17 protein-coding genes are annotated in these 19497 nt (G+C 64.5%); 14 read left to right on the forward strand and 3 right to left on the reverse strand.

The features are described 5' to 3' along the window. The first annotated feature begins 68 nt into the window (after positions 1-68). Positions 69-2816 (forward strand): DNA polymerase I, encoded by a 2748-nt coding sequence (gene polA / locus NJG22_RS04390; protein ID WP_253092856.1) that lies wholly within the window; start codon positions 69-71, stop codon positions 2814-2816. 390 nt (positions 2817-3206) lie between these two features. On the opposite strand, the gene yihA is transcribed toward polA, so the two are convergent. Continuing rightward, entirely contained in the window at positions 3207-3839 is a 633-nt protein-coding gene (gene yihA / locus NJG22_RS04395; protein WP_253092857.1) for a ribosome biogenesis GTP-binding protein YihA/YsxC, read from the reverse strand. A 208-nt stretch (positions 3840-4047) separates the two neighbouring features. On the opposite strand from yihA, the gene NJG22_RS04400 reads away from it, so the two are divergent. The 8 genes from NJG22_RS04400 to NJG22_RS04435 all read left to right on the forward strand — a co-directional run bounded on the left by NJG22_RS04400 (position 4048) and on the right by NJG22_RS04435 (position 11878). Next, positions 4048-4350 (forward strand): c-type cytochrome, encoded by a 303-nt coding sequence (locus NJG22_RS04400; protein WP_253092858.1) that lies wholly within the window; start codon positions 4048-4050, stop codon positions 4348-4350. Between the two features lie 31 nt (positions 4351-4381). Then, on the forward strand, positions 4382-4999 hold the full coding sequence (locus NJG22_RS04405) for a c-type cytochrome (protein ID WP_253092859.1): 618 nt from the start codon (positions 4382-4384) through the stop codon (positions 4997-4999). A 165-nt stretch (positions 5000-5164) separates the two neighbouring features. Continuing rightward, the gene (gene dsbA / locus NJG22_RS04410) at positions 5165-5800 is read left to right on the forward strand and encodes a thiol:disulfide interchange protein DsbA (RefSeq protein WP_253092861.1); all 636 of its coding nucleotides are present in this window, start codon (positions 5165-5167) and stop codon (positions 5798-5800) included. A gap of 12 nt (positions 5801-5812) precedes the next feature. Beyond that, positions 5813-6667, forward strand: coding sequence for an endonuclease/exonuclease/phosphatase family protein (locus NJG22_RS04415; protein WP_217851451.1), 855 nt, complete (start codon positions 5813-5815; stop codon positions 6665-6667). A 96-nt stretch (positions 6668-6763) separates the two neighbouring features. Beyond that, positions 6764-8743 carry a diguanylate cyclase gene (locus NJG22_RS04420; protein WP_253092864.1) on the forward strand — a complete coding sequence of 660 codons (1980 nt, stop codon included), beginning with the start codon at positions 6764-6766 and terminating at the stop codon, positions 8741-8743. A 98-nt stretch (positions 8744-8841) separates the two neighbouring features. After that, positions 8842-9237, forward strand: a complete 396-nt coding sequence (locus NJG22_RS04425; protein ID WP_253092865.1) for a hypothetical protein — start codon at positions 8842-8844, stop codon at positions 9235-9237. An 83-nt stretch (positions 9238-9320) separates the two neighbouring features. Next, positions 9321-10097, forward strand: coding sequence for an N-acetylmuramoyl-L-alanine amidase (locus NJG22_RS04430; RefSeq protein ID WP_253092867.1), 777 nt, complete (start codon positions 9321-9323; stop codon positions 10095-10097). 161 nt (positions 10098-10258) lie between these two features. Continuing rightward, positions 10259-11878 (forward strand): EAL domain-containing protein, encoded by a 1620-nt coding sequence (locus tag NJG22_RS04435; protein WP_253092869.1) that lies wholly within the window; start codon positions 10259-10261, stop codon positions 11876-11878. A gap of 38 nt (positions 11879-11916) precedes the next feature. Here NJG22_RS04435 and NJG22_RS04440 read toward each other — a convergent pair whose 3' ends face one another. Together NJG22_RS04440 and algB are read right to left on the reverse strand one after the other, a co-directional pair. Next, complete coding sequence (locus tag NJG22_RS04440) at positions 11917-13695, reverse strand: KinB sensor domain-containing domain (RefSeq protein WP_253092871.1); 1779 nt, start codon at positions 13693-13695, stop codon at positions 11917-11919. Next, positions 13692-15038, reverse strand: coding sequence for a sigma-54-dependent response regulator transcription factor AlgB (algB, locus tag NJG22_RS04445; RefSeq protein WP_253092873.1), 1347 nt, complete (start codon positions 15036-15038; stop codon positions 13692-13694). Before algB ends, NJG22_RS04440 begins: the two co-directional genes overlap by 4 nt. Before the next feature lie 212 nt (positions 15039-15250). Here algB and NJG22_RS04450 point away from each other — a divergent pair, with 212 nt between their 5' ends. From NJG22_RS04450 to gltP, 5 genes are all read left to right on the forward strand, one after another. Continuing rightward, positions 15251-16072, forward strand: coding sequence for a BON domain-containing protein (locus NJG22_RS04450; RefSeq protein WP_253092875.1), 822 nt, complete (start codon positions 15251-15253; stop codon positions 16070-16072). Between the two features lie 174 nt (positions 16073-16246). Further along, positions 16247-16531, forward strand: a complete 285-nt coding sequence (locus NJG22_RS04455) for a hypothetical protein (protein ID WP_253092877.1) — start codon at positions 16247-16249, stop codon at positions 16529-16531. A gap of 45 nt (positions 16532-16576) precedes the next feature. Further along, positions 16577-16738 carry a DUF1328 domain-containing protein gene (locus NJG22_RS04460; protein WP_008092060.1) on the forward strand — a complete coding sequence of 54 codons (162 nt, stop codon included), beginning with the start codon at positions 16577-16579 and terminating at the stop codon, positions 16736-16738. Between the two features lie 5 nt (positions 16739-16743). Then, positions 16744-17214 (forward strand): inhibitor of vertebrate lysozyme family protein, encoded by a 471-nt coding sequence (locus NJG22_RS04465; protein ID WP_253092879.1) that lies wholly within the window; start codon positions 16744-16746, stop codon positions 17212-17214. A 729-nt stretch (positions 17215-17943) separates the two neighbouring features. Next, positions 17944-19278 (forward strand): glutamate/aspartate:proton symporter GltP, encoded by a 1335-nt coding sequence (gene gltP, locus NJG22_RS04470; RefSeq protein WP_217851432.1) that lies wholly within the window; start codon positions 17944-17946, stop codon positions 19276-19278. Positions 19279-19497 lie beyond the last annotated feature (219 nt).

The following is a 19497-nucleotide window of genomic DNA, read 5'->3' on the forward strand; positions in this document are numbered from 1 at the left end:
CTAGTCCTTTTGTCGTCATTGATCCGGCTATTCTAGCTCCGGACCCGCCGAAAAGGTTGATTCTCCTCATGAGCCAAGCGCCCCTCGTCCTGGTGGACGGTTCGTCCTACCTCTACCGCGCCTTTCACGCGCTGCCGCCGCTGACCACCTCCAAGGGCATGCCCACCGGCGCGGTCAAGGGCGTGCTGAACATGCTCAAGAGCCTGCGCAAGCAATACCCCGACAGCCTGTTCGCGGTGGTCTTCGACGCCAAGGGCGGGACCTTCCGCGACGCCATGTTCGCCGAGTACAAGGCCAACCGCCCGAGCATGCCCGACGACCTGCGGGTGCAGGTCGAGCCGCTGCACGCCAGCGTGCGCGCCCTGGGCTACCCGCTGTTGTGCGTCGAGGGCGTCGAGGCCGACGACGTGATCGGCACCCTGGCGCGCAGCAGCGCGGCGGCTGGCCGGCCGGTGATCATCTCGACCGGCGACAAGGACATGGCCCAGTTGGTGGACGGCCATGTCACCCTGGTCAATACCATGACCGGCAGCGTGCTGGACGTGGCGGGCGTGCACGAGAAATTCGGCGTCGGCCCCGAGCACATCATCGATTTCCTCGCCCTGATGGGCGACAAGGTCGACAACATCCCCGGCGTGCCGGGCGTTGGCGAGAAGACCGCGGTCGGCCTGCTGACCGGCATCGGCGGCGGCCTGCGCGACTTGTACGAGAACCTCGACAAGGTCCCGGCGCTGGCCATCCGTGGCGCCAAGACCCTGCCGACCAAGCTCCAGGAGCACCGTGACGCGGCGTTCCTCTCCTACGAGCTGGCCACCATCAAGTGCGATGTCGAGCTGGATGTCGAGGTCGAGGCGCTGGTATGCGGCGCGCCAGACCGTGAAACCCTGCTGGCGCTGTACACCGAGATGGAGTTCAAGAGCTGGATCGCCGACGTGCAGCGCGAGGCGAGCCAGGCCGGGGACACCGCCGTGGTGGCCGAGGCGCCCGCCGTCAAGGTCGAGCCGCAGTACGAAACCATCCTCGACCAGGCGCGCTTCGACGCCTGGCTGGAAAAACTGCGCCAGGCGCCATTGTTTGCCTTCGACACCGAAACCACCGGCCTCGATGCCCAGCAGGCGCAACTGGTCGGCCTGTCGTTCGCGGTAACGCCGCACGAGGCGGCCTATGTACCGCTGGCCCATGACTACGAAGGTGCCCCGGCCCAGCTGGACCGCGAGCAAGTGCTGCTGGCGCTCAAGCCGCTGCTGGAAGACCCGGCCAAGGGCAAGGTCGGCCAGAACGCCAAGTACGACATCAACATCCTGGCCAACGGCAGCCCGGCCATCCACCTGCGCGGCGTGGCCTACGACACCATGCTCGAGTCCTACGTGCTGGACTCCACCGCCACCCGTCACGACATGGACAGCCTGGCGCAGAAGTACCTCGACCACAGCACCATCGCCTTCGAGGACATCGCCGGCAAGGGCGCCAAGCAGCTGACTTTCAACCAGATCGCCCTGGACAAGGCCGGCCCCTACGCCGCCGAGGACGCCGACATCACCCTGCGCCTGCACCAGGCCTTGCAGGCGCGCCTGGCCAAGACCCCCAGCGTGCTGCCGGTATTGATGGACATCGAGATGCCGCTGGTGCCGGTGCTGGCCAAGATCGAGCGCCAGGGCGCGCTGGTCGATGCCGCGCTGCTCGGCGTGCAGAGCACCGAGCTGGGGGCCAAGCTGGTCGAGCTGGAGCGCGAGGCGTTCGAGCTGGCCGGCGAGGCATTCAACCTCGGCTCGCCCAAGCAGCTTGGCGCGATTCTCTATGACAAGCTGGGCATGCCGGTGCTGAGCAAGACCGCCAAGGGCCAGCCGTCCACCGCCGAGGCGGTGCTGGATGAACTGGCCGAGCAAGGCTTCCCGCTGCCCAGGGTGCTGATGCAGTACCGCAGCCTGAGCAAGCTCAAGAGCACCTACACCGACAAGTTGCCGGGGCAGATCAACCCGCGCACCGGGCGTATCCATACCTCCTACCAGCAGGCCGTGGCCGCCACCGGCCGGCTGTCGTCCAGCGACCCGAACCTGCAGAACATCCCGATCCGCACCGCCGAAGGCCGGCGCATCCGCCAGGCCTTCGTCGCCAGCCCCGGCTACACCCTGCTGGCAGCGGACTACTCGCAGATCGAGCTGCGCATCATGGCCCACCTGGCCAAGGACGAAGGCCTGTTGCATGCCTTCCGCAACGACCTGGACGTGCACCGCGCCACTGCCGCCGAGGTGTTCGGCGTGGCCCTGGACGCGGTCACCAGCGACCAGCGGCGCAGCGCCAAGGCGATCAACTTCGGCCTGATCTACGGCATGAGCGCGTTCGGCCTGGCCAAGCAGATCGGCGTCGATCGCAAGCAGTCCCAGGACTACATCGACCGCTACTTCGCCCGTTACCCGGGCGTGCTGGCGTACATGGAGCGCACCCGCGCCCAGGCCGCCGAGCAAGGCTTCGTCGAAACCCTGTTCGGTCGCCGCCTGTACCTGCCGGACATCAACGCCAAGAACCCGTCCCTGCGCAAGGGCGCCGAGCGTACGGCGATCAACGCGCCGATGCAGGGCACCGCGGCAGACATCATCAAGCGCGCCATGGTGGCGGTGGATAACTGGCTGAGCGACAGCGGGCTGGATGCACGGGTGATCCTGCAGGTGCATGACGAACTGGTGCTGGAAGTACGCGAGGACTTGGTCGAGCAGGTGAAAGCTGAAATCCGCAGTCACATGAGCGCTGCCGCGCAACTGGATGTGCCGCTGCTGGTGGAAGTGGGCGTTGGCGCGAATTGGGACGAAGCGCACTAAACAGCGCGTGAAAGCTGTGTAGGATCTGCGGCGTAGTGTCGCGGATCCGGCAGCCGGCTGCAGGCCATTAGATCGGGGGTTCATGAAACTATCGCAAATAGTTTCCAGGGGCCCGGAACTAATCCGGTGAACCGCCACTCAGAGGTACTGAATGGCTGGTGAAGCCTTTCGATGCTCCTATGTTGTGTTAAGTGTTGGCAGATACCCGGACCCCGCCCTAGCGGTCCGGACTTGAACCCCGAACTTCCCCCTCCCCATATGAAGTCCGGGGTTTTTTTTGCCCGCAATTCGGCCCTGTAGGAGCCTTGCTGGCGAACCGACCACCGCGGCGTGTGGCACCGGCGATGTCGGTGTTCGCCGGCAAAGCCGGCTCCTACAGGGAGCGCGCCTTCAGGCCGCCGGCTTGTCTTCCAGCGCCATCCAGTTCGCCAGCACCCGGTAGGCTTCTTCCAGGCCCAGGCGCTTGGGCGCCGAGAACAACTGGATGGTCACGCCATCGCCCCAGCCCTTGCGAATTTCCGCCTGCACCTTGAGCAAGGTGTTCTTGCCGGCGCCGTGGGTCAGCTTGTCGGCCTTGGTCAGCAGGATGTGCATCGGCATGCCGCTGGCCTTGGCCCAGTCGAGCATCATCTTGTCGAAGTCGGTCATCGGGTGGCGGGTGTCCATCATCAGGATCACCCCGCGCAGGCACTCGCGGCTGCCCAGGTAGGCCTCCAGGTGCTTCTGCCAGTGCTGCTTGAGCGGGATCGGGACTTTTGCATATCCGTAACCCGGCAGGTCGACCAAACGCCGTTCATCGTCCAGACTGAAGAAATTCAGCAGCTGGGTGCGGCCCGGAGTCTTCGAGGTCCGCGCCAGGCTGGCGTGGGTCAGGGTATTGAGGGCGCTGGACTTACCGGCGTTGGACCGGCCGGCGAAAGCCACCTCGTAACCCTGGTCTTGGGGGCATTGTTCGACCTTGGCGGCGCTGAGGGCGAATTTGGCTTTCTGGCACAGGCCGAGGATGGGGTTCTTGACTTGCATGGGATTTCCGAAGTGGTGTTGCCCAGCACTGGCGTCGAAGGACCAGGCCCGGCAAGCGGTGTCGTTTCCGTTTGGCTGGCGGAAGTATATAATGCCCCAGTTTTTGTGTGCTCATTCGCCTGAAGCAGGCAATGTGAGCATGGGGTGTCGAACAATAGCTCGCGCAACAGAACGCAGCGCGGCCCCCAACCCTGTCAGGTCGTTTCGCATGGCGAAATGGCTGCTTGCTGTCGGTATGTTCCTGCCGTTTTTCAGCGCACAGGCTACACAGGATCCCGAGGCGTTGTACAACCGCACGTGCGCGGCCTGTCACGCCGGACAACTGCCTCAGGCGCCCAAGCAGGGTGACCGGGCGGCCTGGGAGCCAAGGCTGGCGCAAGGCATGGAGCGTCTGGTGACACATGTTACACAGGGTTTCAAGGCTATGCCGCCGCGTGGATTGTGCATGGACTGCAGTGCCGAGGACTACCGTTTGGTCATCCTTTGGATGAGCGGCAGTCCCGATACATAACATTTCACCCTTAGCCGTGTTGGATTAGCTGATGAACAAACTAGTCGTGAGTCTGCTGTTGACCATGGGTGTCGCAGGTGCGGCCACTGCTGCAGAACCTATCAAGGGCGACGCCGCCGCCGGCCAGGCCAAGACAGCCGTCTGTGGCGCCTGCCACAACCCCGACGGCAACAGCCTGGCGCCGAACTTCCCGAAACTCGCCGGCCAAGGCCAGCGTTACCTCGAAAAACAACTGCACGACATCAAGTCCGGCAAGCGTACCGTGCTGGAGATGACCGGCATGCTGGCCAACCTCAACGACCAGGACCTGGCCGATATCGCCGCCTACTTCGCCAGCCAGAAAGGCAGCGTCGGCGCCGCCGACCCGAAGCTGGTCGAGCGTGGCCGCGCGCTGTTCAATGGCGGCGACCTCGAGAAGGGCATGCCGGCTTGCACCGGTTGCCATTCGCCCAACGGCGCAGGTATCGCCCTGGCCGGCTTCCCGCACCTCAGTGGCCAGCACGCGCAGTACGTCAGCAAGCAGCTGACCGACTTCCGCGAAGGCAACCGCACCAACGACGGCGACGCCATGACCATGCGCACCATCGCCGGCAAACTGAGCAACAAGGACATCGAAGCGCTGTCCAGCTACATCCAGGGCCTGCACTGAAATACGCGTTAACACTCGGTTAATGCATCAGCGCTAAAGATGAAAAGGGCAGCCCAGGCTGCCCTTTTTTCTGTCCATAGCCGTTACACTACAGAACTCGAGCCCTTCCCGACTTGTCCTACTCAGGTCGCGTCGAGGCGACCAAAGACTGCTCAGGAGTAAAGCATGCGTAAACTGATTCTCAGCGCTGCGCTGGTCGCCGCCAGCGTATTCGGTATGGCCGCCGTGCAGGCCGCGGAACCTGCCACCGCCGGCAAGGAATATATCGAGCTGAGCAACCCGGTGGCGGTATCGGTGCCAGGCAAGATCGAAGTCGTCGAGCTGTTCTGGTACGGCTGCCCGCACTGCTACCACTTCGAGCCGGTCATCAATCCATGGGTCGACAAGCTGCCCAAGGACGTCAACTTCAAGCGCGTCCCCGCCATGTTCGGCGGCCCATGGGATGCCCACGGCCAAATGTTCCTGACCCTCGAGGCCATGGGCGTGGAGCACGCCGTGCACAATGCCGTGTTCGATGCCATCCAGAACAAGCGCATGCGCCTGACCAAGCCTGAGGAAATGGCCGACTTCCTGGCCACCCAGGGCGTGGACAAGGACAAGTTCCTCGCCACCTTCAACTCCTTCGCCATCAAAGGCCAGGTCAATCAGGCCAAAGAACTGGCCAAGAAGTACGAGATCACTGGCGTTCCAAGCATGGTGGTCAACGGCAAGTATCGCTTCGACCTGGGGACCGCCCAAGGTCCGGAAGGCGTGCTGAACGTCGCCGACCAACTGATCGCCAAGGAGCGCGCCGCTAAGTAAGCGGCGACTGCCATGGGCCGCTTTCGCTCCACCCGAAGCGTCGGCCTGCACCAGCCGCAGGTCAACGAGCATCACCTGCAGGCCACTGGCCTGCCGGCCGATGGTCGCCTGCGGCTGCTCAGTTTCAATATCCAGGTCGGTATCAGCACCGAGCGCTACCGCCACTACGTGACCCGCAGCTGGCAACACTTGCTGCCGCACAACGGGCGGGCCGGCAACCTGCAGAAGATCGGCGAGCTGCTCGGCGACTTCGACCTGGTGGCCTTGCAGGAAGCCGACGGCGGCAGCCTGCGCTCCGGCTTCGTCAACCAGGTCGAACACCTCGCCCAGTTGGGGGCCTTCCCCTACTGGTACCAGCAGCTCAACCGCAACCTGGGGCGTTTCGCCCAGCACAGCAATGGCGTGCTCAGCCGTCTAAAGCCCCAGCACCTGGAAGACCATCCCTTGCCTGGCCCGTCTGGGCGAGGCGCGATCCTGGTGCGTTTCGGCGAAGGTGCCGACGCCCTGATCGTGGTGATGATGCACCTGGCGCTCGGCTCCAAGACGCGTGCCCGGCAGCTGGCCTACATCCGCGAACTGATCGGTGGCTATCGTCACCAGATCCTCATGGGTGACATGAATACCCATGCCAACGACCTGCTCGACCATTCGCCCTTGCGTGATCTCGGGCTTGTCGCGCCGCAGGTCGAGGCCACTTTTCCCAGCTGGCGTCCCCAGCGCTGCCTTGACCACATCCTGCTCAGCCCGAGCCTTACGCTGGAACGCGTTGAGGTGCTGGCACAGCCAATTTCCGATCACCTGCCCGTCGCCGTCGAGATCCGATTGCCTGATGCCCTGACTGTGGATACGCTGCCGGTCCTGAGTTAGCCCTGCCTGGGTGAATCCTGCACTCAAGTGTTGGGCTTTTCCGCCGAAATCCAGTGATTGCAGGACTAGATGCCACCACCCGTTGCGGAACCAGGCATGACCGAAGAAGCCGAGCGCTGGAAAGAAAAATACCTCAAGAGCATCGAGCAGCAGGAAAAGCTCGAGCGGCGCTGGGAAGCCCGCCTCGACCTGCTGCGCCGTGGCCTGGTGCGCAGCACCCTGGCGGCAGAGGGTAGCGACAAGACGGTTGACCAGTGCATGAAGGAAATGCGCGAGGTCATCCGTGGCGACAACATGGACGCGGGGCTGGCCGGGCTGATTCCGCGCCTGGAAAAAGCCGTGCTCGACTCCGAGCAGCGTCGCGAGACGCGCATGAACCAGGTCAGCGAAGCGCTGACGGCGCTGGTCAGCCAACTGCAGAGCCTGCCGTTGCCGGGCGAAGTCGCCCGCCCCTTGAAAAAACTCGCCAAGAAGCTCGACGGTGGCGTCAGCCAGTCCCGCGAGCTACCGCCGCTGTTGGGCGAGCTCAGCGGTTTGCAGGGGCGTGCCCTGAATGCCGTGCAAAGGCCGGACGAAGAAGCCAGGCCCGGCTTCTTGCAGCGCCTGTTCGGTGGCCGTGACGAGGCGCCGGCCGATCTGGCGCCGCTGCCCGTTGCTGGCGAGGCGCCACCTGCGCCACCTGAGGTCATGGCGCCGGTTACCGCGGCGCAGGATGCCGATGAACTGCATGCCTTGGCCCCGCTGCCACAAGTCCCGCAGGCGGCGCCCGCCCCCGAGGCAACGGCCCCGGTCGCCGCAGCCGAGCTGCCAGGCCCGGCGCTGGTCGAGACTACGCCGGTGATGGCCGCCGAGCCTGAGGTGCAGGCGGCCCCCGCGCCGATCGAGGCCGAGCCTGAACTCAGCCAAGTCGAGCCTGAACCCCTGCCCCCCGACGCGGCTCCGGAAAGCCTGCTGGAGGGTGAGGCGCAAGCGCCCGCGGACAGCCTCGGCGAGGATGGCCCCTACGCCTTGCCGGATGCCGTCGAGCCGCCCTACAGCCAGGTCGCCGCGCATATCGAGCAGACCCTGATCGGCCTGCTCGACGACCTCAGCCTGCCCGAGCGCCACAAGGCCCAGGCCCTGCAGATGCGCGAGCGGGTCTCGCGAGGCCTGAACTGGTACGAGTTGATTCCGGTGCTGGATGACCTGGCCGTGCTCATGCTGGCGATCACCGACAGCGGCCAGCACGAGTTCGAGGCTTACCTGCAAGAGCTCAACGGGCGCCTGGAGAGCTTCCAGAGCCACTTGCACGAAGCCAGCGCCGGCCATGCCGACAACAGTTCTGCCGCCCGCGAGCTGGACAGCCAGCTGCGTGAGCAGGTCGATGGCCTGCAAAGCAGCGTGCAGGGCGCCGCCGATGTCGATAGCCTCAAGCACATCCTCGAGAGTCGCCTCGAAGGCCTGCTGGTAACCATGGACGAGCACCAGCATGAGCGCGACCGGCGCGAACAGGAACTGGCGGGTCGCCTGCAAGGCCTGGCCGAGCGGGTGGCAAGCATGGAGCAAGAGGCCCAAGGTTACCGCGAGCACCTCGAGGAACAACGGCAGAAGGCGATGATCGACCCACTGACCGGCCTGCCCAACCGCGCCGCCTGGTCCGAACGGGTCGAGCGCGAGGTACTCGACTGGCAGGAGCACGGTGGCCACCTGGCCATGGCCATCCTCGACCTCGATCACTTCAAGCGCATCAACGATGGCTACGGTCACCTGGCTGGCGACAAGGTGCTGAAGATCGTCGCCGAGCAGTTGCGCAAGCGCCTGCGTGGCCGCGATTTCATCGCCCGTTTTGGCGGCGAGGAATTCGTCCTGTTGCTGCCGCAGACCACGCCGCCGGCCGCGGCGCAGGTGGCCGAAGCCTTGCGCGCGGCGATCGAGGCCTGTCCGTTCCATTTCAAGGGCGAGCGGGTGGTGATCACCACCTCCATCGGCCTGAGCGCCTTCCGCTCGGGTGAACGTGGCGACCAGGTGCTCAAGCGTGCGGACGAGGCGCTGTACCGGGCCAAGGACCACGGCCGCAATCGGGTCGAACAGGCATAAATAGTTACCGCACTGGCGACGCCACTGTCCTCGACACTGCTGGCCTGCGCTGGAATCCCAGCGCCTTGCCCGTAATCGATCGACACAAGGAGTCGAACATGAACATGACCCGTTGCTGCCTGCCCGTGCTGCTGGCCCTGATCTTCCAGGGTTCGGCCATGGCCCACGAAGTGGCACTCACCGCCCATATCGCCGCCGATGGCCGTATCTTGAGCCAGTCGCCGCACTGGATCAGCCAGGTGCAGGTGCAACCCCAGGCCAACTACTTCACCCAATACAAGCTGAGCCTGGACAATGACCAACTGCGCCAGGCCCCAGGCTTCTGCTCGGTTTCCCCGCTCGACGCCAGCAGCTACCAGCGCCAGCTGCATGGGGCGGCCAAGGTGGTCGGCACGCCGCTGGCCGACAAGCTGACGGTGCAGACCCAACTGGTGGATGTACCCGGCGCCAGCGGCGACAACTCGCTGGAGTTCCAGGTGCTGTGCGTGCGCTGAGGCCTGACGAACCTGGTAACCCGATGCGTGGAGCACGTTATACTGTAGCGCTATTGCCGCCTACTTGATGACGTGTTCCTGCAATGAAAAGACTCTTCACCGCCCTGCTCCTGCTGGCCCTGGCCGGTTGTTCCAGCGGCCTGCGCATCGACCGCAGCCACCCTTCGGCGAACCAGGACAGCCGCATCCAGTTCGTCGTCCTGCATTACACCAATGCGTCGTTGCAGCGCTCGCTTGCCCTGCTCACCCATGGCGAGGTCAGCAGCCACTACCTGATCGGCGATGGCCCGGCCACGGTCTACCAGCTGGTGGACGAAAATCGCCGTGCCTGGCACGCCGGTGACAGCCAATGGCAGGGCCGCACTTGGCTCAACTCAAGCTCGATCGGCATCGAGATCGTCAACCCGGGCTACACCGACACCCCGTCCGGGCGGGTCTGGCACCCGTACAGCGAAGCACAGGTGCAGGCGCTGATCGCCTTGCTCAAGGACATCGTCAAGCGCAACAACATCGACCCCCGGCACATCATCGGCCACAGCGACATCGCCCCGCTGCGCAAGCTCGACCCAGGCCCGCTGTTCCCCTGGAAACGCCTGGCAGACGCTGGCCTGGGCATCTGGCCGGATGCCGCCGCGGTGGCGCGCCAGCAGGCCTATTTCGAGGCCAATCCACCGACCCTCACCTGGTACCAGCAACAGTTGGCGCGCTTCGGCTATGCCATCGACCAGACCGGCGAGCTGGATGTAGCCACCCGCCATGTGATCGCGGCTTTCCAGATGCGCTTTCGCCCGCAGCGTTTCGACGGCATGCCGGATGCGCAGACCGCCGCGATGTTGCAGGTGCTCAACCGCAAGCGCTAATAGGTTTTTTTGAGCCTGATAGCCTCAGTAGCTTTTCTTCTTGCGTAACAGCGCAACCTGAATCGCTGGGTAATCTTCGCTGGGGATGCTCCACATGCCCAGCGGCCACGCCAAGCTTCGATTCAGTTGCTATACCTTTGGTATTCAACTGGATGCCGCGCATGCCTGCCCTGTTCGCCGTGGTGCGTCAATTTTTCCACCGGCCCTGGCTGCTGGCCGCTCTCGCGGCCCTGGCCAGCGCCGCGCTGCTGCTGGCCGCCAGTGTCGGCTTGACCCTGCAACAGATGAAGCAGAGCGAAAGCGCCCAGATGTATGCCCAGGGCGAGCGCTTTCTCGAGCGCCTCGAGCAAGTGTTCGGCCAGTTGCGCGAGGCGGTCGACCAATTGCAGGCGCAGCCCCTGCGCGGTTGCGATGCGGCCATGCTGGCGCAGTTGCAGCAGGTGGCGCTGAAGTCGCGCTTCATCTATGAGGCGGCGTACGTAAACGGCACCCAGGCCTGCTCCAACCGCGGTGGCGAGCGCAACATCGAACCGCTGCGTACCCCGGATATCCAGGGCCCGACCTACAGCTACTGGCTCAACACCACCACCGAACCCAACGAGAACCTCGCCGCGCTGATGCTCGGGCGTGGCAACTTCCTGGTGTCCACCTCCCGCGGCCATCTCACCGACGTGGTCGACTTGCCAGCCGGCGGTAGCCTGCTGGTGGTGCTGGACCACAGCACCCGCGCCATTCCGGTGCTCGGCCCGACACAGCACTGGCCGCCGATTGCCGACTGGCCCCCACCGGCGAACAAGTCGCTGGTCGAGCTGCCCGACCGGCTGGTGTACCGCATGGCGACCAAGTCGCCGGACTACCAGCTGGTGCTGATCGCGCCCAGGGCCAGCTTGCCGCTGAAGCTCAATGGCATGCTCTGGCTGCTGTTCCCCGGTAGCCTGGTCCTGGCGTGCTGTATCGGCTGGCTGGTGCTGCAACTGATCCTGCAACGGCGTTCGATGAGTGCCGAGCTGCAACAGGCCTTGCGGCGGGGGGAGCTGCAGGTGCTGTACCAGCCTATCTTCGAACTCGACAGCCGCCGCTGCGTGGGCGCCGAGGCGCTGGTGCGCTGGCGTCGCCCGGACGGCAGCCTGACCAGCCCGGAGCTGTTCATCCCGCTGGCGGAGAACACCGGGCAGATTCGCCAGATCACCGACTTCGTCCTGCAGCGGGTGCTGGAACAGCTGGGGCAGTTGCTGCGGGCCAACCGGCAGTTGTACATCTCGGTGAACCTGGCCGCGTGCGATGTGATGGTGCCGCGTATCGGCCGGGTGGCGGCGCGCTTGCTGGCGCAGCATCGGGTGACCGCCAGCCAGATCGCCTTCGAGGTGACCGAGCGCGGCCTGATCGATGTGGTGGTGGCGCGGGACAACCTGCAGGCCCTGCGCGCGGTGGGGCACCAGGTGCTGATCGACGACTTCGGCACCGGCTATTGCAGCCTGGCCTACCTGCAGACCCTGCCGGTGGATTGCCTGAAAATCGACAAGTCGTTCATCGATGCCCTGGGCCATGACGCTGCCAGCAGCGGCGTCGCCCCGCACATCATCCGCATGGCCCACGACCTGCACCTGCGGGTAATCGCCGAGGGCATCGAGTGCGAGGACCAGGCGCTGCTGCTCAACGCCGAGGGGGTTCACTATGGCCAGGGCTGGCTGTTCGCCCACCCGTTAAATGCCCGCCAGTTCGCCGAGTTGATCACCCGCGGCCGGCGGGTGGCGGGCCGGCGCATCGACGATGAGCCTTGAGGCTGCCTTTGCCTGTCAGCAGCACCCGGCGGGGATCGTCAGACCGGCAAGGCCATGTAGAACTGCGTGCCCTGCCCCGGCCGGGAGAACACCCCCATGCGCCCGCCATGCAGTTGCACGATTTCCTTGCACAGCGCCAGGCCCAAGCCTGCCCCGCCTTTCTTGCGGCCAACCTGCACGAAGGGCTCGAAAATCCGCCCCTGCTGGCCATAGGCGATACCCTCGCCACTGTCCTCGACACTGATGATCACCCGTTCGGCGTGCCGGCGCGCATGCAGGCGAATGCGCCCGCCGCTGCCGGTGTGGCGGATCGCGTTGTGCAGCAGGTTGTCCAGCACCCGGTCGAGCTGGGCGATGTCGGCCTGGATTCGCGGCAGCGGCGGCTCCAGTTCGGCCACCAGTTCGACCTGCTTGGCCATGGCCTGTTCGGCGAAGCGCGCCTGGGCGCGCTCGAACAGCTCGCCGAGGTTGCACGGTTGCAGCTCCAGTTTCTGCAGGCCGCTCTGGTAGCGGGAGAAGTTCAGCAGGTCGTTGATCAACTGGGTCAGGCGCTGCATTTCCTCGCCGATGGTCTCCAGCAGGTCGGTCTCGCGCGCCTCGGGCGGGAAGCTGATGCGTTCGCGCAGCAGGCCGAAGGCCATGTGCATGCCGGTGACCGGGGTGCGCAGTTCGTGGGAGGCGCGCAGCACGAATTCGCTGCGTACCCGTTCGAAGGCGCGTTGCTCGGTGACATCGTGCAGCACCATCACCGCACCGAGAATCGGCCCCTGGGGGTGGCTGACCGGCGTCAGGCTGTAGGTCAGCAGGCGGCTTTCCTCGTCCACCTCCAGGCTCAGGTCGTCGGGTGGGCGATCCAGGCTGCCGCCGCGCAGCACCTGGCGCAGTTGCTGTTCCAGCTCCGGGCGTTGCAGGGCTTCGGCCAGGCTCACGCCCAGGCGGCTGGGGTCCCAGCCGAGCTGGCGCTGGGCCACTGGGTTGAGGTGTTCCAGGCGCCCCTGGCGGTCGATGATCAACAGCCCGTCGTCGATGCTGTCGAGCACTGCTTGCAAGCGCTGCTGACCGGCCAGCAACTCGTCGATATTGGTGGCCTGGTGCTTGCGCAGGGCATCGGCCATCAGCCCGAAGCGACGGGTCAGCTGGTTGAGCTCGGTGGCTTGGGTGACCGGCAGGGTCACGTCGAAGTTGCCCTGGCCGACCTGGTCGGCGGCCTTGGCCAGGGCCTCGATTGGCTGGCCGAAGCGCCGGGCGATGTTGTGCGCGGTAATGAAACCCAGGACCAGCACGGTCAGGCCCATCAGGCCGAGGACGCCGCCAACCAGCAGGGCGTGGTCGCGGGACTGTTCCTCGCTGCGGGTGATGTGCTCCAGGGCCTGCTTGTGCGAGTCGATCAGGTCGTTGCGCACCTGGTTGAACGCCGCGCCCAGCGGCTGCTCGAGGCCCATGCTGTGGGCCGGTACCGGGCTGTCGCGGTAGGCCTGGAGGAACGCCTGGTAGTTGCTGCTGGCCTTGCTGAAGCCGGTGCGCTCGCCGCCCTGCTCCAGGCCCTGGTTGAGCAGGTGCTGGAACTGAGTCTGCAAGGTGACCAGGTTTTTCGGATCGGTGTCCGGATCGAGCATCAGATTCAGCTGCTCACCGAGGTTCTGTCGCAGTTGCAGGCCCAGGGACAGGGTGTGGGTGGTGTCCTGCACGAGGCGCTGTTGCAGGGTCGCCATCTGCAGCACGCTGACCAGACCCAGCAGCAAGCCCAGCAGCGCCACGGTCACCAGCGCCGAGATGCTGAGGAACAGCCGTGTGCGCAGCTTCATCGGCCATTTCATAGGTTGTACTGCTTGCGCTTGCGGTACAGGGTGGAGGCGTCGATGCCGAGGGTCTTGGCGGCCTGGTCGAGGGTATCGCTGGCCGCCAGCACCGCGCCGATATGGGCCCGTTCAAGCTCATCCAGGCTCAGCGCGGCGCCGACCCGCGGGGCGTTGCTGGCGGGCGCCTCGGCCATGCCCAGGTGGCTGATTTCCACGCGCTCCTGCGGGCAGATGATGCTGGCGCGCTCGACCACGTTGCGCAGTTCGCGGATGTTGCCCGGCCAGCGGTAGTTCAGCAGCGCGCTGCGGGCTTCGTCGCTGAAGCCCCGGGCGGGGCGCGAGTATTCCTTGACGAAGCGCGCCAGGAAACGGTCGGCCAGGGTCAGGATGTCCTCGCTGCGCTCGCGCAGGGGCGGCAGGTGCAAGGTGATGACATTCAGGCGATAGAGCAGGTCTTCGCGGAAGCGGTTTTCGCGCACCATCTCATCGAGGTTGAGGTTGGTCGCGGCGAGGATGCGTACATCCGCGCGACGGGTGACGGGGTCGCCGACCCGCTCGTATTCCTTGTCCTGGATGAAACGCAGCAGTTTTGGCTGCAAGGTGAGGGGGAAATCACCGATCTCGTCGAGGAACAAGGTGCCGCCGTCGGCCTGGCTGACCCGCCCCAGGGTGCTCTCGCTGGCACCGGTGAAGGCGCCGCGGGTATGGCCGAACAGTTCGCTTTCCATCAGTTCGGCGTTCAGCGACGGGCAGTTGATGGTCACGCAGGCCTTGCGCGCCCGTTTGCTCCAGCCATGGATGGCCCGGGCCAGTTCGCCCTTGCCGGTGCCGGATTCGCCAAGGATGAGGATGTTGGCGTCGGTGGTCGCTACCTGCCGGGCGGTCTCCAGTACCGCCATCATCGCTGGGCTGTGGGAGTCCAGGCCGTCCTTGGGCTTGCGCACCTCGCCTTCGAGGGCCTCCAGGCGCGCCGACAGCTGGCGCACCTCCAACTGCTTGGCGGTCGCCAGGCGCAACTGGTCGGGGCTGCACGGCTTGACCAGGTAGTCGGCGGCGCCGGCCTGGATCGCGTCCACCGCGGTGTCGATGGCCGAGTGGGCGGTGACGATCACCACCCGCATCCACGGCGCCTGGATACGCATCTGTGCCAGTACATCCAGGCCGTTGTCCTCGCCCAGGCGCAAATCGAGGAAGCACAGGTCGAACACCTGGCGTTGCAGCAGGGTCTCAGCCTGTGCGGCGCTGTTGGCGGTGGCCACGCTATAGCCTTCGTCTTCGAGGCAGTAGCGGAAGGTACGCAGGATGGCGGACTCGTCGTCCACCAGCAGAATGCGGCCTTGGTTGTCCTGGGCTGATTCCATTTTTCCTGCGCTCCTTTGGGGTTGGTCTCAATTAGTGTCGGAAAAATCGGGCAAGTTGCATGGTTGATTCTGATTGATTCCGCGCCATGCATGCTAGCTGAGTGCCTTCATGATGGCTAAGTGATTGATAAACCGCAGGATGGTTCCCTGTTTTGCACTGGCACGCCGCTTGCGCCTGCCTTGGGTTGAGCTATTGGCAAGGAGATCTGTTCATGTTTCGTTCCCTGCGAATCACCGCGTTGGCTGCCTGCCTGCTGCCGATGATTGCCCCGGCGCTGGCCGACCCGGTGCAGGACGCCCGCCTGGAAGGCGCCCTGCAGACGGCGTTGTCACTCAATCGCATGCTCAATCCCTTCTCTATAAAGGTGCAGGTCGATGGCCCGCGGGCACGGCTGTCCGGCGAGGTCGAGAACCCGGTAGAGCGCGCCCTGGCCGAGCAGGTGGCGTTGGCCACCCGCGGCGTGGAACAGGTCGACAACCAACTGCGGGTCAATCCGCAACTGGTGGAGCGGCCACTGGAGCTGCGCGCTTATGCCCAGCGCCTGGAGGACGCCACCTTGGCCGCGGTGATTCGTGCCCGTTTGCTGTGGAGCCGGGTCACGCAAAAGGCGCCCATCGAGGTACAAAGCCGCGACGGCGTGATTACCTTGCGCGGCAAGGTGGACAGCCCGCAGGCCAAGGAGCTGGCTGGCGTGCTGGCGCGCACCAGTACCGGCGTGCACCTGGTCAACAACCTGGTCAGCCTGGACAGCACCGCGCTGGCCAAGGCCCGGCAGACGCCGGTGGATGCAGCGGATGGCCCGCAGCCCAGCGACAGCTGGATAGTGGACAAGATCCAGGCCAGCTATCGCTTCAGCCGCAACCTCGACGGCCTGAACCTCAAGGTCGCCAGCGAACAGGGGCTGGTCAGGCTGGCCGGCGAGGTGGTCAGCAGCGAGCAGAAAACCATCGCCGTCGAGGTGGCGCGGCAGATAGTGGGCGTGCGTGGGGTGGACGCCGACCTGCTGAAGGTGGCCACCAAGGTGGAGGGCTGAATCGTGCAATTCGCACGGTGCGCCAGCCGGCATCGTGCAGGATACGTCCTTTCAGTTTTCGCGATTAATAGTTAACTATCTGATTTATAAGTATTTTATTGGATAGAAAATCCTGGCATGCAGCCTGCAACAGTCCTTCCAGCATGGATAACAAGTACAGCAGGAGGAGCCGGCATGAATCGCCCCAACGTCAACCGCGCACAGGTCACCGACTGGTCACTGCGCCAGCTGCTGTTCCTTGGCCTGGCCGTAGTGCTCACCCTGGCGGCCGGCCAGGCGTACTACAGCTGGCAGACCGCGCGGCTGGCCGAGCAGGTGGCGGCGCAGACCGCCCTGTTGACGCAGCTGCGGGCCACTACCGGCAACACCTTGGTCCGGGCCGCCGAACCGCTGCCCCAGGCCGACGCCGCACCGGCGGTGCTTGAACGGGTCGAGCCCCAGGAACGCTGGGTGTTCTGATTCTGCTAGCGCATACCGATTTCGCACAAGAAAAGGAGAAACATCATGCTGAGTTGGGCTATCACCTTCCTGATCATCGCCATCATCGCCGCCGTCCTGGGCTTTGGTGGTATCGCCGGCGCCGCGACCGGCATCGCGAAGATCCTGTTCATCGTCTTCCTGGTGCTGTTCGTGGCGTCCTTCTTCTTTGGCCGCGGCAGAGGTTGACGACCATGGGCAGGATGCTCCCCAAGCTGCTGGTCACCGCCCTGTTGCTGGGCGGTGGCACGGCGGCGATGGCCGCCAACGACGGCCAGGCCCGGGTCAACCAGCTGCTGGGCAGCGACCCGGAATACCGCCAGACCTGGCAGAAGACCATTAAGGATGAAGAACGCTTGCCCGAGTGGGTGATCAACCTCAGCGGCAGCTCGGCGCAACAAATGTCGGCGGTGACCGAGGATGGCGATCGCTACCTGGTCGGCCCGCTGTGCGAGGCTGAGGACAAGTGCACCTACAAGCGCCTGATCGTCGCCTTCAGCTGGGACAAGGACGAGGCCTACGGGATGCTCGTGGAGGTGCCCGAAGGCCTGCCCACGGACAAGTCGCCTACCCGCCATGCGGACTACCGTTGGCTGGGCAAGCCGGACGACGGCATGAAGGCCTTGCTGCAAGAGCAACTCAAGCGCGACCCGAACTGGTACTGACCAACGGTCGCGCGCTGTAACGCTATAGAAGCTGAACCTTTTTATCTTTCTGGCTTCTATGATGCGCCGCCCCGAGGAGGGGTAGCGCATGACCAGGGGGCCGGGCTGTTCTGATTGTTGCAGGATCGGAGTGGCCTAGGGGCACAGGGAGTGCCTCCGTCATGGGCCGGGTCAGGAGAAGGTGGCATCGGAAGTTGCAGGTCGGTTGGCGCATATTTGTGTGTGACTGATCTGGCTTCCGAAGCGCCTTATGTAGGAATCCTTCCTTATATACGGGCGACTTTTTTCTCAGACACATTTTGTCGCTACCGTACATCGAAATTTTTTTACCTGTCCGACACGTCAGTTTGAGTGGCATTTCAGCCATTCGGATTGTCGAACACGCCACGTCCACCCATATCGCTACCCCGCCAAATCTGCCGGAAAATGGCGTTTTGGTCTTGTTCGGAAATCCGAACGTTGAAAATCAAGGGTTTGGCGATGGCCGATTTCGTCTTTCGGTCTCATGCCGATTCGGCATGGGGTAGTCGTTTCCGGCATTAGACTGCCCCCTGCCCGCATCGCAATAGTTGCCGCCTTTTTCCTCGGCCCGAGCGCCAGCCAAGCTCGCTCGCGGTGTCCTTACAGAGGGGCAGCGGCCCGCAAAGTTGTCCTCCACGAGCCTTTCCAAGGCTCTGGGGTGCGCTTTTCAGGCCGATGCTCGTGACCACTACAACAAAGGGTAATGACATGAAGAAGGCAAAACTGAGCCTCGCCTGGCAGATCGTCATCGGTCTGTTGCTGGGCGTTGCAGTCGGCGCGCTACTGAATCATTTCAGTGCAGAAAAGGCATGGTGGATCAGCAACGTCCTCCAACCTGCCGGCGACATCTTCATTCGCCTGATCAAGATGATCGTCGTCCCGATCGTGATTTCGTCGCTGATCGTGGGCATCGCCGGGGTTGGCGACGCGAAGAAACTGGGCAGCATCGGCCTGAAGACCATCATCTACTTCGAGGTGGTGACCACCATCGCCATCGTCGTCGGCCTGGTCCTGGCCAACGTGTTCCATCCGGGCGCGGGCATCGACATGAGCACCCTGGGCACTGTCGACATCTCCAAGTACCAGGCCACCGCGGCCGAGGTGCAGCATGAGCACGCGTTCATCGAGACCCTGCTCAACCTGATCCCGTCGAACATCTTCGCGGCGCTGATGCGTGGCGAGATGCTGCCGATCATCTTCTTCTCGGTCATGTTCGGCATGGGCTTGTCGAGCCTCAATGCCGACCTGCGCGAGCCGCTGGTGCGTACCTTCCAGGGCGTGTCGGAGACCATGTTCAAGGTCACCCACATGATCATGAACTACGCCCCGATCGGCGTGTTCGCCCTGATCGCCGCCACCGTCGCCAACTTCGGCTTCGCCTCGCTGCTGCCGCTGGCCAAGCTGGTGCTGCTGGTGTACTTCGCCATCGCCTTCTTCGCCTTCATGGTCCTGGGCCTGGTGGCGCGCGTGTTCGGTTTCTCGATCATCCGCATCATGCGCATCATGAAAGACGAGCTGATCCTCGCCTACTCCACCTCCAGCTCCGAGACCGTGCTGCCGCGCGTGATCGAGAAGATGGAGAAGTTCGGTGCGCCGAAGTCGATCTGCTCGTTCGTGGTGCCGACCGGCTACTCGTTCAACCTCGACGGCTCGACCCTGTACCAGAGCATCGCGGCGATCTTCATCGCCCAGCTGTACGGCATCGACCTGTCGTGGAGCCAGCAGCTGCTGCTGGTGCTGACCCTGATGGTCACCTCCAAGGGCATCGCCGGCGTGCCGGGCGTCTCCTTCGTGGTGCTGCTGGCCACCCTGGGCAGCGTGGGCATTCCGCTGGAAGGCCTGGCCTTCATCGCCGGTGTCGACCGCATCATGGACATGGCCCGTACCGCGCTGAACGTGGTGGGCAACGCCCTGGCCGCGGTGGTCATCGCCAAGTGGCAGGGCATGTACGACGCCGAGAAGGGCGAGGCGTACTACCAGTCGCTGGTGCTGGCCAAAGGCACCCAGCCAGCTTCGGTGGCGGGCAAGACCGTCAACCAGTAAGCCGCTGAGCTGAACGAAAAGCCCCGACTAGTCGGGGCTTTTTGTTTTATAGGCGACCACTCCCCCCTGTAGGAGCGGCCTTGTGTCGCGAAAGGGCTGCGCAGCGGCCCCGGCGATTTTGCATGATGCCGAGACTCTGGGGCCGCTGCGCGCCCCTTTCGCGACACAAGGCCGCTCCTACAGGTACGCGGCCCCCAGCCAGGCGCCGGCATGCGCTAT

The organism is Pseudomonas sp. VA159-2 (assembly GCF_024126635.1).
Lineage (GTDB): Bacteria > Pseudomonadota > Gammaproteobacteria > Pseudomonadales > Pseudomonadaceae > Aquipseudomonas > Aquipseudomonas muyukensis.

Coding starts and splice junctions, on each gene's coding strand:
- polA (WP_253092856.1), top strand. CDS start 69: ATGAGCCAAGCGCCCCTCGTCCTGGTGGACGGTTCGTCCTACCTCTAC.
- yihA (WP_253092857.1), bottom strand. CDS start 3,839: ATGCAAGTCAAGAACCCCATCCTCGGCCTGTGCCAGAAAGCCAAATTC.
- NJG22_RS04400 (WP_253092858.1), top strand. CDS start 4,048: ATGGCGAAATGGCTGCTTGCTGTCGGTATGTTCCTGCCGTTTTTCAGC.
- NJG22_RS04405 (WP_253092859.1), top strand. CDS start 4,382: ATGAACAAACTAGTCGTGAGTCTGCTGTTGACCATGGGTGTCGCAGGT.
- dsbA (WP_253092861.1), top strand. CDS start 5,165: ATGCGTAAACTGATTCTCAGCGCTGCGCTGGTCGCCGCCAGCGTATTC.
- NJG22_RS04415 (WP_217851451.1), top strand. CDS start 5,813: ATGGGCCGCTTTCGCTCCACCCGAAGCGTCGGCCTGCACCAGCCGCAG.
- NJG22_RS04420 (WP_253092864.1), top strand. CDS start 6,764: ATGACCGAAGAAGCCGAGCGCTGGAAAGAAAAATACCTCAAGAGCATC.
- NJG22_RS04425 (WP_253092865.1), top strand. CDS start 8,842: ATGAACATGACCCGTTGCTGCCTGCCCGTGCTGCTGGCCCTGATCTTC.
- NJG22_RS04430 (WP_253092867.1), top strand. CDS start 9,321: ATGAAAAGACTCTTCACCGCCCTGCTCCTGCTGGCCCTGGCCGGTTGT.
- NJG22_RS04435 (WP_253092869.1), top strand. CDS start 10,259: ATGCCTGCCCTGTTCGCCGTGGTGCGTCAATTTTTCCACCGGCCCTGG.
- NJG22_RS04440 (WP_253092871.1), bottom strand. CDS start 13,695: ATGAAATGGCCGATGAAGCTGCGCACACGGCTGTTCCTCAGCATCTCG.
- algB (WP_253092873.1), bottom strand. CDS start 15,038: ATGGAATCAGCCCAGGACAACCAAGGCCGCATTCTGCTGGTGGACGAC.
- NJG22_RS04450 (WP_253092875.1), top strand. CDS start 15,251: ATGTTTCGTTCCCTGCGAATCACCGCGTTGGCTGCCTGCCTGCTGCCG.
- NJG22_RS04455 (WP_253092877.1), top strand. CDS start 16,247: ATGAATCGCCCCAACGTCAACCGCGCACAGGTCACCGACTGGTCACTG.
- NJG22_RS04460 (WP_008092060.1), top strand. CDS start 16,577: ATGCTGAGTTGGGCTATCACCTTCCTGATCATCGCCATCATCGCCGCC.
- NJG22_RS04465 (WP_253092879.1), top strand. CDS start 16,744: ATGGGCAGGATGCTCCCCAAGCTGCTGGTCACCGCCCTGTTGCTGGGC.
- gltP (WP_217851432.1), top strand. CDS start 17,944: ATGAAGAAGGCAAAACTGAGCCTCGCCTGGCAGATCGTCATCGGTCTG.